Source organism: Pseudoclavibacter sp. RFBB5 (genome assembly GCF_002931555.1).
Lineage (GTDB): Bacteria > Actinomycetota > Actinomycetes > Actinomycetales > Microbacteriaceae > Pseudoclavibacter.
This window is the reverse complement of sequence record NZ_PSTZ01000007.1, coordinates 783183-794337: the sequence shown is the minus strand read 5'-3', so window position 1 is coordinate 794337 and position 11155 is coordinate 783183. Positions and strand designations below refer to the sequence as shown.

At 69.4% G+C, this 11155-nt stretch carries 10 protein-coding genes; 8 read left to right on the top strand and 2 right to left on the bottom strand.

Annotation, left to right across the window (positions count from 1 at the left end; genetic code table 11):
• Positions 1–30 precede the first annotated feature (30 nt).
• The 5 genes from C5B97_RS11610 to C5B97_RS11590 all read left to right on the top strand — a co-directional run bounded on the left by C5B97_RS11610 (position 31) and on the right by C5B97_RS11590 (position 6303).
• A complete protein-coding gene (locus C5B97_RS11610) occupies positions 31–1470 on the top strand; it encodes a GuaB1 family IMP dehydrogenase-related protein (RefSeq protein WP_104312177.1) in 1440 nt (479 codons plus the stop codon).
• Positions 1471–1542: 72 nt separating this feature from the next.
• Positions 1543–2889, top strand: a complete 1347-nt coding sequence (locus C5B97_RS11605) for a hemolysin family protein (RefSeq protein WP_104312176.1) — start codon at positions 1543–1545, stop codon at positions 2887–2889.
• Positions 2882–3925, top strand: coding sequence for a hemolysin family protein (locus tag C5B97_RS11600; protein ID WP_104312175.1), 1044 nt, complete (start codon positions 2882–2884; stop codon positions 3923–3925). The genes C5B97_RS11605 and C5B97_RS11600 overlap by 8 nt, the downstream gene beginning before the upstream one ends.
• Positions 3926–3991: 66 nt before the next feature.
• Entirely contained in the window at positions 3992–4927 is a 936-nt protein-coding gene (locus C5B97_RS11595) for an ADP/ATP-dependent (S)-NAD(P)H-hydrate dehydratase (protein WP_179556521.1), read from the top strand.
• A gap of 20 nt (positions 4928–4947) precedes the next feature.
• Positions 4948–6303 carry a glycosyltransferase 87 family protein gene (locus tag C5B97_RS11590; RefSeq protein WP_104312173.1) on the top strand — a complete coding sequence of 452 codons (1356 nt, stop codon included), beginning with the start codon at positions 4948–4950 and terminating at the stop codon, positions 6301–6303.
• Here C5B97_RS11590 and C5B97_RS11585 read toward each other — a convergent pair.
• Both C5B97_RS11585 and C5B97_RS11580 read right to left on the bottom strand, forming a co-directional pair.
• Positions 6196–7404, bottom strand: coding sequence for a homoserine O-acetyltransferase (locus C5B97_RS11585; protein ID WP_104312172.1), 1209 nt, complete (start codon positions 7402–7404; stop codon positions 6196–6198). The two genes, C5B97_RS11590 and C5B97_RS11585, sit on opposite strands and share 108 nt — an antisense overlap.
• Before the next feature lie 28 nt (positions 7405–7432).
• Positions 7433–8722 carry a bifunctional o-acetylhomoserine/o-acetylserine sulfhydrylase gene (locus tag C5B97_RS11580; RefSeq protein WP_104312171.1) on the bottom strand — a complete coding sequence of 430 codons (1290 nt, stop codon included), beginning with the start codon at positions 8720–8722 and terminating at the stop codon, positions 7433–7435.
• 144 nt (positions 8723–8866) lie between these two features.
• Here C5B97_RS11580 and C5B97_RS11575 point away from each other — a divergent pair, with 144 nt between their 5' ends.
• From C5B97_RS11575 to C5B97_RS11565, 3 genes are read left to right on the top strand one after another with little or no spacing between them, the layout of a single operon-like run.
• Positions 8867–9688 carry an SDR family oxidoreductase gene (locus C5B97_RS11575; protein WP_104312170.1) on the top strand — a complete coding sequence of 274 codons (822 nt, stop codon included), beginning with the start codon at positions 8867–8869 and terminating at the stop codon, positions 9686–9688.
• Positions 9685–10416 (top strand): Type 1 glutamine amidotransferase-like domain-containing protein, encoded by a 732-nt coding sequence (locus C5B97_RS11570; RefSeq protein WP_104312169.1) that lies wholly within the window; start codon positions 9685–9687, stop codon positions 10414–10416. Before C5B97_RS11575 ends, C5B97_RS11570 begins: the two co-directional genes overlap by 4 nt.
• Entirely contained in the window at positions 10413–11135 is a 723-nt protein-coding gene (locus C5B97_RS11565; protein WP_104312168.1) for a uracil-DNA glycosylase, read from the top strand. The genes C5B97_RS11570 and C5B97_RS11565 overlap by 4 nt, the downstream gene beginning before the upstream one ends.
• Positions 11136–11155 lie beyond the last annotated feature (20 nt).

Here is an 11155-nt window from a genome sequence, read left to right as displayed (position 1 = left end):
TCGGCGTCTGGGCAACGTATTCTGGAGGCCATGCACTTCTCTGGTCCCGCCCCACACCACGAGCTCACGTACTCGGACGTCTTCCTGATTCCGAGCAGGTCGGATGTGGGATCGAGGCTGAATGTCTCGCTCGCCCCGGATGACGGCACCGGCATGACGATCCCGCTGGTCGCCTCGAACATGAACGCGGTGACCGGTCCCCGCATGGCGGCGGCCATCGCACGGCGAGGCGGTCTCGGCGTGCTGCCGCAGGACATGTCCCTCGAGGCTCTGCAGACCGCGATCGCCTGGGTTAAATCGCAGGACCCGGTCCTCGACACGCCCTTCACCGCGTCGGGCGACGCGACGGTGGGCGCGGTGCTCGAAATCGTCCCGCCCGTCGCCGGGTTCGGGGTCTCCGTGCTGGCTCCCGATGGGGAGGTGCTCGGTGTGCTGCAGGCGTCGACGCTGGCGCGTGTCCCGAGCGACGCCGTGCTGGCCGATCTGAGCCACCACTTCGTCGACGAGGTGCCGCTGGCCCTCGCCCGCGACTCCCGCGCGGTCTTCAACTCCTTCGCCGGGGCTGGCGAGAGCTTCGCGCCCGTGCGGACCGAGCGTGGTGAGATCGCGACGGTCACGGCAAGCGGCGCGCTGCGCAGCACGATCTATCAGCCGGCGCTGGATGCTCAGGGGCGCCTTCGTGTCGCGGTCGCCGTCGGCGTGTCGCGCAACGCGCTCGAGCGTGCACGCGCGCTTGTCGAGGCCGGCGCCGATGTGCTGGTCCTGGATACCGCGCACGGACATCAGGGCAGCATGCTGCGAGCGATCGAGGCGGTGCGTGGGGCGGAGCTCGGCGTTCCGATCGTCGCGGGCAACGTCGTCTCCGGAAGCGGCGTCCACGACCTCGTCTCGGCGGGGGCGAGCATCATCAAGGTCGGCGTCGGCCCCGGCGCCATGTGCACCACGCGCATGATGACCGCGGTCGGTCGTCCGCAGTTCTCCGCGGTGCTGGAGACATCGGAGACCGCGCACGCGCTCGGCGCGCGGGTATGGGCGGACGGGGGAGTGCGCTATCCGCGTGACGTCGCCCTCGCGCTCGCCGCCGGTGGGTCCGCCGTCATGATCGGCTCATGGTTCGCCGGCACGGTCGAGGCGCCGGGAACGGTGCGGACCGACGATGCTGGCAACTGGTTCAAGGAGTCGTTCGGCATGGCATCCACGAAGGCGGTCGAAGCGCGTTTCGGGGACCTCGAGCCCTACGAGCGCGCGCGAAAGCTCCTCTTCGCGGAGGGCATCTCGTCGTCGAAGATCATGCTCGACCCCAAGCGACCTGGGCTCGACGACCTGATCGACATGATCACGACCGGCGTCCGCTCATCGTTCACCTACGCGGGGGCTGACTCACTCCCCGAATTCCGCCAGCGGGCCAAGGTCGGCATCCAGTCGGCGGCCGGCTACGAAGAGGGCAAGGCCCTCCCGGTGTCCTGGTAGACGCGGCCGGCTGACGGGGGTCTCGGATATGTGTGCTCGACAGGGTGGTGACGTGGCGTGAACGAGTGGCTTATGCTCGGGGTCGGCGTCCTCCTCACCCTGGGAACCGGCGTCTTCGTCGGCTCGGAGTTCTCGCTCGTCAACCTCGACCGCAACGATCTCGAGAAGCGGCGGGAACGAGGAGAGAAGCGCCTCACCCCGACGATCAACGCGCTCAAGCACACGTCCACGCACCTCTCGAGCGCGCAGCTCGGCATCACGCTCACCACGCTCCTCACCGGCTACACGATGGAGCCGGCGATCTCGTCGCTGCTCGCGACGCCGCTCGGCGCGGTCGGACTGCCGGAGGACGCCGTGCGCCCCGTCGGAGCCGTGCTGGCCATCGTCATCGCGACGGCCCTGTCGATGGTCGTCGGCGAGCTCATCCCGAAGAACTTCGCGCTCGCCGTGCCACGGACGACGGCGAAGTTCCTCATCCCGCTGCAGGTCGCCTTCACGACGGTGTTCAGGCCGGCGGTCGCGGTGCTGAACGGCAGCGCGAACGGACTCATCCGCTCCGTCGGCATCGAGCCGAAGGAAGAGCTCTCCGGCGCGCGCACCGCGGAGGAGCTGTCGAGCCTCGTGCGGCGCTCAGCGCTCGTCGGCATCCTCGAAGGTGAGCGGGCCGTGCTGCTGAGTCGCACGCTGCGCTTCGCCGACCACATCGCAGCGGATGTGATGACGCCGAGGCCTCGAGTGCAGTCCATCGCCGTCGACGCGCCGGTGCAGGACCTCATCGATCTCGCGAAGTCGACGGGGCATTCGCGCTTCCCGGTGACCGGTGAGGACATCGACGAGATCGTGGGCGTGGCGCACCTCAAGAACGCCGTCTCGCTTCCGCTCGACCGGAGGCGCTCCGTGCCGGTCGGGGCGATCAAGACCGACGCGCTGCTCGTCCCCGAGACGCTCGGCTTGGACGCGCTGCTCGCCGAGCTGCGATCCGGCGGCTTCCAGCTGGCGGTTGTGCTCGACGAGTACGGCGGCACGAATGGCGTCGTGACGCTCGAGGACCTCGTCGAGGAGATCGTCGGCGAGCTCGTCGACGAGCACGACCGCGCACATCTCGATGTGGTCCGCGCCAAGGGACGGACCACGTTCGACGGCATGCTCCGACCAGACGAGGTGCGTGACCGGCTCAACATCGAGCTCGACGACGACGGACCGTACGAGACGGTCGCAGGCTTCATCATGAACGCCCTCGAGCGCATCCCGGCCGTGGGTGACGAGGTCCAGGTCCCCGTCGGCACGTTCCGGGTCGAGCGGATGGAGGGCCGCCGCGTCGACCGCGTCGCGTTCACCCCCAACGAGTCCTACGAGTCGAGGGAGGCGCTCATGCAGCGCCTCGCCGACCAGCACGCCGAGAAGGAGAACCGTGGCTGAGTACTGGTCTGGACTCGCCTGGCTTGTCGTCCTCCTCGCGGCGAACGCCTTCTTCGTCGGGGCGGAGTTCGCCGTCATCTCCGCGAAGCGCTCGCAGATCGAACCCAGAGCGGAGCGGGGCAGCAAAGCAGCCCAGCAGACGCTCTACGCGATGGAGCACGCGACCGGCATGCTCGCGACGAGCCAGCTCGGCATCACGGTCTGCTCGCTCCTCATCCTCAACGTGTCCGAGCCCGCGCTCCACCACCTCCTCGAGATCCCGCTGTCGGCCACGGGTCTCAGCGAGGAGATGATCTCGACCATCGCGTTCGTCATCGCGCTCGTCGTCGTCTCCTACCTGCACGTCGTCCTCGGCGAGATGGTGCCGAAGAACATCTCGTTCTCGGTTCCCGACCGCGCGGCCCTGCTGCTCGCGCCGCCGCTCGTGTTCTTCTCGCGCCTGTTCGCGCCGGTCATCTGGGCGCTGAACGGCATCGCGAACACGACCCTGCGCCTCTTCGGCGTCGAGCCGAAGGCCGAGACGACCAGTGCCTTCACCTTCGACGAGGTCGCCGGGATCGTCGAGCAGTCGAAGCGAGAGGGGGTGCTCATGGACCGCGCGGGCACCCTGTCGAACACCTTCGAGTTCACGGCCAAGAAGGTCGCCTCCGTCGCGATCGCCGGAGACCAGCTCGTCGTGCTCCCGCCGGACGCGACGCCGGAGATGCTGCAGCGCGCCGTCTCCGAGCACGGCTACTCGCGCTACATCATCCTCGACAGCGAGGGCGGGTACGCGGGCTACGTGCACCTGAAGGACGTGCTCGACCTCGACGAGCCGGGCGAGTTCGACCAGCCGATCCCGGCCAAGCGCATCCGCTCGCTCGACGGGGTCCATGACGAGGCCGACCTCGAGGACGCCCTCGCGATGATGCGCCGCACAGGCAACCACCTGGCGCGGGTGCTCGACCGAGAAGGCAGCACGCGCGGCGTGCTGTTCCTCGAGGACATCATCGAGGAGCTTGTCGGCGAGATCCGGGATGCGACCGCCCGACACTGAGGTCCGGACCCCCTGAGCCCTCTCCATCGACTTGGCGTGTCGCCGAAGAGCGACCAGGATGGCCGGGTGAGGGAATTCGAAGCTCAGGACGCCGCGGCCAGCGTGTTCGCGCCGCGCGAGGACGACCACAAGTACCGAAGGGGCGTCGCCGCGTTCGTCACGGGCTCGACGCACTACCCCGGCGCCGCCGTGCTCGGCACGAGAGCCGCCCTCGCGACCGGCATTGGCATGGTGCGGTACTCGGGCGGCGAGGCCGAGACGAAGGCCGTGCTGTGGCAGAGTCCTGAGGTCGTGGCCGACCTCGCGTCGTTCGACGCGCTCATCGTGGGCTCCGGCGTGGACCCGAAGGACGTGCGACGCACCAGCGAGGCACGCGAGGCCCTTGACCGTGCGCGTGAGCTCGACGCGACGGTCATCGCCGACTCGGGGGCCCTCGGGCAGATCGCCAAGCGCGTCCTCGGCGGGCACCATGTGCGCCGGTGCATCCTCACACCGCACGCGGCTGAGCTCGCAGCGCTCATCACGAAGCTCGAGAACACCGAGGTGCATGCGAGCGACGTCATCAAGGAGCCGGAGCAGGCCGTCCGCCTCGTCACCGACCGCCTCGGATGCACGCTTGTGCTCAAAGGGCACCGCACCCACATCGCAGGTGACGGCCCCACGATCATCGTGGATGCGCCCGGCGCCTGGCTCGCGACCGCAGGCACCGGAGACGTGCTCGCGGGCGCCATGGGGGCGCTGAGCGCCGTCGCCTCCAAGCGCGAGGTCAGCGAGCAGCCAGAGCCCCAGCAGCTCGCCGCCGCCGCCGTCTGGCTGCACGCGCGCGCCGGCTGGTTCGCCTCGCAGATCAACGCGGGCAACTCGGCCGCCGCGGCCGACCTCCTTGCGCCCATCGACCAGCTCCAGCGGCACGGGCCCGGCTCTCCCATCAGGGCGAGCGACGCGACCGCAGTCCTGCCTCGGCTGGTCGGCGCACTCGTGGCGTCCAAGATCCACGCCTGAGCTGGGGTAGCTTGTCCCGCATGACTACGTCGTGGATCGCCCGTCACTGGCGAGGCCCTCTCTCGATCGTGACGCTCTGGCTGGCCTTCGCCGGCGTGCACTACGTGCTGATCCTCGTGAACCTGTACTCGCTCTCGAACCCGATGGGCGACGTCTTCCAGGTGTACCGCGGGTGGGTGGATCAGGCGCAGCAGGGGCAGGTGCCCGGCATCGACGCGACGTTCGTGTATCCGCTGCCGTCGCTGCTCCCGATGCTGCTCGCCGACGTGGTGGGCGGGCAGGCGAACTACGGTCTCGGCTGGCTGCTCGTGGTCACGGCGGGCAATGCGGTGGCGTTCGCGGCCCTGACGCTCTGGCGGTCGTCGTCGCGCGACGCTCGCCTCCGGCAGGTGGCTGCCTGGTGGTGGCTCATCCTGATGGCGCTGCTCGGTCCCGTCGCCCTCGGGCGGATCGACGCCATCAGCGTCCCCATCGCGCTCCTCGCGCTCCTGTCGCTCCGACGGAGGCCGGAGATCGCGGGTGCGCTCCTCACCTTCGGGGCCTGGCTCAAGATCTGGCCGGCCGCCGTGTTCGCGGCCGCCTTCATCGTGCTGCGGCACCGCCTCTGGCTCGTGGCGGGCGCTCTCGTCGTCTGCGCCGCCGTGCTCATTCCGGCGTTCGCTCTCGGTGGGGGATCGAACGTGCTCTCCTTCGTGACCGAGCAGACCGGCCGTGGGCTCCAGGTCGAGGCGGTCGCGGCGACCGTGCCCATGTGGCTGGCCTCGATGCAGGTGCCCGGCTACAGCGCTTCCTACTCCATGGAGATCCTGACCTTCCAGGTCTACGGGCCCGGCACCGAGTTCGTCAGCGCACTGCTCACTCCGGTGCTGGCCGTGGCCGTGCTCGGCGTGGTCCTGCTCGCGCTCGTCTCCAAGCGCCGGGGGATGCCGTTCACCCGGTTGTTCCCGGCGCTCTCGCTCGCGCTTGTGCTCTCGTTCATCGTCTTCAACAAGGTCGGGTCACCGCAGTTCATCACCTGGCTGGCGCCGGTCATCGTGTTCGGCCTCATCGTGGATGTCAGGCGGTTCGCGCTGCCTGCGGGGATCGCGCTGTGCATCGCCTGGCTGACGCAGGTCATCTACCCCGGCAACTACAACTTCGTGACCGACGCCCACGCCGCGGGCGTGGCCCTCCTCGCCGGGCGAAACGGCCTCCTGGTGGTGCTGCTCGTCTGGGCGCTGTGGGCCATGTGGCCGCGCAGCAGGCGTGCCGCGCCCACGGCGGCGAGGTCAGCCGTTGGCGAGCATCGAGCGGATCGCGTCGCCGACGTGATGGATCTCCAGCAGGAACCCGTCGTGGCCGAAGTTCGATCGAATCGCGACGGCCCGGTCACCTGAGTAGCTGTTCGGCACGCCGGCCGCGATGCGGTGCTGCGTCTCCGGCGGGAACAGCACATCGGTGGAGATGCCGATGACCATGGTTGATGCCGTGACGCGCCCGAGGGCCGCATCCACCCCGCCACGGTCACGGCCGACGTTGTGCGAGCTCATCGCCGTGAGCAGCGTGATGTAGCTGTTGGCGTCGAATCGACGCGTGAACCGATTGCCGTGGAAGTCGAGGTAGGACTCGACGGCGTAGCGGCCCTCGTCCTGCTCAGGGCTGAGGTTCGACTGCCAGCTGCGGCCGAAACGGTCGTCGAGCTCAGTGCCCGAGCGGTAGTTGAGCATGGCGAGCCGCCGCGCCAGGGCGAGTCCCCGGTGCGGCCCGAAGCCGGCGGGCTCGTCCGCGTAGTCGCCGTCGTTGAAGTTCGGGTCGAGCCTGATGGCATCGATCTGCAGCGTGTTCTGCGCGATGGTCTGCGCGTCCGACGCGGCTGGCGCGCTCATCACGATGAGCCGCTGCGTGCGGTCGGGGTGCATGATGCCCCATTCGAGCGCGTGCATGCCGCCCATGGAGCCGCCGATGACGGCCGCGAACGTCGAGATGCCGAGCTGGTCGGCGAGCAGGGCCTGAGCGCGCACCTGGTCGCGGATTGTCAGGACGGGGAACGAGGCACCGTACGCATTGCCGCGTGCGTCGAGGCTGGCTGGACCCGTCGAGCCCTGGCAGCCCCCGAGCATGTTGGGAGCGATGACGAAGTAGCGGTCCGTGTCGAGGGGCGCCCCCGGGCCGATGATGCCGGGCCACCAGCCGGCGGTGGGGTGCCCTGGGCCGAGCTGCCCTTCGACGTGGGAGTCGCCGGTGAGCGCGTGGAGGACGAGGATCGCGTTCGACCTGTCGGCGTTCAGCGTGCCCCAGGTCTCGTAGGCGAGTCTGATGAGCGGCAGCTCGCCTCCGTGCTCGGGGCTGAAGGCCCCGAGCCACGCGAATTGGCGGTCGCCGACATCGTCGCCGTCGCGCCACGCGCCGGAGGCGGGCGGCCTCAACGAGGCCGCCCGCAGTTCGTCGTTCGGGATTCTGCCGCTCGGCGGCGAGATTCCGTGATCTGTCCAGTCCATCAGCGCCAGGCTACGGGCAATTCCGCGCCTACGCGCGGAGGGAGTCGAGTGCCTGCGCGAGGTCCGCGATGAGGTCGTCGACGTTCTCGAGACCGACCGACAGGCGCACGAGTCCAGGGTTGATGCCCGAGGCGAGCAGCTGCTCTGGCGTCAGCTGCGAGTGCGTCGTCGACGGCGGGTGCACGATGAGGCTGCGCACGTCGCCGATGTTCGCCAGGTGGCTGAAGAGCTGGACGCGCTCGACGAGCTTGCGGCCGGCTTCGACGCCTCCGCGGAGCTCGAACGAGAGGATCGCGCCTGCGCCGTTGGGGGCGTAGCGCTTCGCGAGCGCGTTCCACGGGCTGGACTCGAGTCCCGCGTAGTTCACGTTCTGCACTTCCGCGTTGCCCTGCAGCCAGCTCGCGATGGCGGTCGCGTTGGACACGTGGCGTTCCATGCGGAGGCTGAGCGTCTCCACGCCCTGGAGGATCTGCCAGGAGGACGCGGGGGCGATGGATGCGCCGATGTCGCGCAGGAGCTGCACGCGGGCCTTCGTGTGGAAGGCGTTCGCGTTGCCCAGGGCGCCCGTGTAGCTCAGTCCGTCGTAGCTCGGGTCTGGTTCGGAGAGGCCGGGGAAGCGGGCCTTGTGCTCATCCCACGGGAAGCTGCCACCGTCGACGATGATGCCGCCGATGACGGCGCCGTGGCCGCCGAGGAACTTCGTGGCGGAGTGGACGACGATGTCGGCCCCGTGCTCGAAGGGGCGGATGAGGTAGGGCGTCGCGATGGTGTTGTCGACGATGAGGGGCACGCCGACCTCGTGTGCGACGTTTGCGACGGTCTCGATGTCGAGGATGTTCACGGCGGGGTTGCCGATCGTCTCGCCGAAGAAGAGCTTCGTGTTCTCCTTGGCGGCGGCCCGCCAGGCGTCCGGGTTGTTCTGGTCCTCGACGAACGTGACGTCGATGCCGAGCTTGGCGAACGTGTACTTGAAGAGGTTGAACGTGCCCCCGTAGATGGAGGTGGAGGACACGATGTGGTCGCCGGCTCCGGCGATGTTCAGGATCGCGAAGGCCTCGGCGGCCTGGCCGGAGGCGAGGGCGAGGGCGCCGCTGCCGCCCTCGAGGTCGGCGATCCGGGCCTCGAGCACGGCCGTTGTCGGGTTGGTGATGCGCGTGTAGATGTTGCCCGCGCGGGAGAGGGAGAACAGGTCGGCCGCGTGCTGTGCGTCGTCGAACACGTACGAGGTCGTCTGATAGATGGGGGTGACCACCGCGTTGGTCGTCGGGTCTGGGGCGGAACCGGCATGGATCTGCCTGGTCTCGAAGCTCTGGGTCATAGGTAGCCTCCGGGTCGGCTGCGACCCGACTGGACTGTCGGGTGGCACCGAGTGTGGCAGTGGGAGCACTGGGGGGCAACGGAACGGGACACAAATCGTCACGCGTTGAGCGTTCGCGACATGCGCGCATGCCACGATGGAGGCATGCCTGAACAACAGAGAACGCGTGTGGTCGTGGTCACGGGAGCGAGCAGCGGCATCGGCCGTTCGACGGTCAGATCCCTGCGCGCCGCAGGGCGGACGGTGCTCGCGACGGCTCGTCGTGCGGATCGGCTCGACGAGCTCGCCGCCGAGACCGGGGCAGAGGTGCTCGCGGGCGACATCACGAGCGATGCGTTCGTCGCCGAGCTGCGGGATCGCGCGGCCCAGCTCGGCGTGGTCGAGGCGCTGGTGAACGTCGCGGGCGGGGCGTTCGGCACCGAGAGCGTCGAGGAGAGCCGCATCGATGACTGGCAGCGGATGTTCGACCTGAACGTTCTCGGCACCAAGCGCGTCATCACGGCGTTGCTGCCGCTCCTGCGCGCCTCCGCCGCGAGCAGCCAGGACGAGTTCCCGCACGCCGACATCGTCACCGTCACGTCGACGGCAGGGCGAGTCATCTACCAGGGTGGCGGAGGGTACGTCGCGGTCAAGGCGGCGGAGGCGGCGATGATCGGCGTGCTCCGACTCGAGCTCGGCGGCGAGCCCATCCGCGTCATCGACATCGCGCCCGGCATGGTGCACACCGATGAGTTCACGCTCAAGCGGATGCGCGGTGACGAGGAGTCGGCCGCGAAGCTCTACGAGGGTGTCGACCATCCGCTCACAGCGGACGACATCTCTGCGACCATCCAGCTTGCACTGCAGCTGCCCGGGCACGTCAACGTCGACGAGCTCATCGTGCGGCCGGTGGCCCAGCGAGAGCAGTTCCAGTTGCATCGTGGGCGTCTCGAGATGAAGGACACGGCGAAGGAGTCGAGCGAATGAGCATCTTCCTGGTTGGCGGCGGCGACGGACCGGGGGTGGAGCTCGCGCTCTCCCAGCTCGCGAGCGACGCACGGCTGCGGGCTGGCGGCGAGACTCCCGTCATCGCGATCATCGCGGTCGGGGAGGCACCCCGCCCCATCGCGGACTGGTTCGCCGATCGTCTGCGCTCGCTCGACCCCGGCGTCCTCGCCACGCCGGTGCTCGCGCGCAGCACCGAGGCCGGCGAACCGCTCGACGAGATCGACCTCGCGAGCTTCTCGACGGCGCACGCTATCCTCGTCGCCGGTGGGCACACGCCCGCCTATCTGGCCGCGTTGGCTCCGCTCGCGACGGACGTGCGTCGCCTCGTCAGCGAGGGCGTGTCGTACCTCGGCTACTCCGCCGGGGCGGCGATCGCGGCCGATGAGGCCATCATCGGGGGTTGGCGCATCGGTGGCGTGCCCGTGGCTCCCGAGGAGTCCGGTGAGGGGCTCGACGAGGTGACGCTCGAGGCGGGACTCGGGTTGGTCGACCTGACCATCGGGGCGCACGCAGCGCAGTGGGGTCTCGTCGCGCTGTGCGCAGCGAGCATCGAGGCGGGGCTGGCTGAGCGCATCCTCGCCATCGACGAGGACACGGTTCTGAAGGTGGGGGAGGGCGCACTCGAGATCCTCGGTTCGGGCAGCGTCTGGCAGCTCACTGCAGCAGAGGGCGGCGTCACGGTCTCGTCCAGTCGCGCGTCCGGATGACCGTGCCAGCGGGCCTCGCTGACCTGGGGCGACTCGAGCAGGGCTGGGCCAGCGCTCTCGAACCGGAGGCGGGCGCACTTGCCCGGATCGAGCGATGCCTCGAGGCGGAGGTCGAGGCCGGCCGCGGATTCCTTCCCGCCGCAGAGCACGTCCTGCGAGCCTTTACCCAGCCCTTGGATCAGGTGCGGGTGCTGATCGTCGGTCAGGATCCGTACCCGACGCCCGGACACCCCATCGGCCTCTCGTTCGCCACCGACTCGCACGTGCGGCCGCTCCCGCGCAGCCTCGCCAACATCTACCGGGAGCTGCACGACGACCTCGGCATCGAGCCGGCCGCGAGCGGCGACCTCTCCCGCTGGAGCGAGCAGGGTGTCCTCCTGCTGAACCGGGTGCTCACGGTCTCCCCAGGGGCAGCGGGGTCGCATCGCAGCCTCGGCTGGCAGGCGGTCACCGACGCCGCGATCACGGCGCTCGTCGCCAGGCAGTCGCCGCTCGTCGCGATCCTGTGGGGCAAGGACGCACAGGCCCTCGGCCCGATGCTGGGCGATACTCCACGCATCGAGAGCCCGCACCCGAGCCCGCTGTCCGCATCCAGGGGGTTCTTCGGCTCGCGGCCATTCTCCAGGGCCAACGAGCTCCTCCGTGACCAGGGAGCGGCTCCCGTCGACTGGCGTGTCGAGACGACGGACAGCGTCGTCTCGCAGCCCTCTCTCTTCTGACTCTTCCCGCCAGGGCGCGA

Excerpts from the sequence above, each read along its gene's own strand:
- C5B97_RS11610 (WP_104312177.1), top strand. The coding sequence starts at position 31 with ATGCACTTCTCTGGTCCCGCCCCACACCACGAGCTCACGTACTCGGAC.
- C5B97_RS11605 (WP_104312176.1), top strand. The coding sequence starts at position 1,543 with ATGCTCGGGGTCGGCGTCCTCCTCACCCTGGGAACCGGCGTCTTCGTC.
- C5B97_RS11590 (WP_104312173.1), top strand. The coding sequence starts at position 4,948 with ATGACTACGTCGTGGATCGCCCGTCACTGGCGAGGCCCTCTCTCGATC.
- C5B97_RS11585 (WP_104312172.1), bottom strand. The coding sequence starts at position 7,404 with ATGGACTGGACAGATCACGGAATCTCGCCGCCGAGCGGCAGAATCCCG.
- C5B97_RS11580 (WP_104312171.1), bottom strand. The coding sequence starts at position 8,722 with ATGACCCAGAGCTTCGAGACCAGGCAGATCCATGCCGGTTCCGCCCCA.
- C5B97_RS11575 (WP_104312170.1), top strand. The coding sequence starts at position 8,867 with ATGCCTGAACAACAGAGAACGCGTGTGGTCGTGGTCACGGGAGCGAGC.
- C5B97_RS11570 (WP_104312169.1), top strand. The coding sequence starts at position 9,685 with ATGAGCATCTTCCTGGTTGGCGGCGGCGACGGACCGGGGGTGGAGCTC.
- C5B97_RS11565 (WP_104312168.1), top strand. The coding sequence starts at position 10,413 with ATGACCGTGCCAGCGGGCCTCGCTGACCTGGGGCGACTCGAGCAGGGC.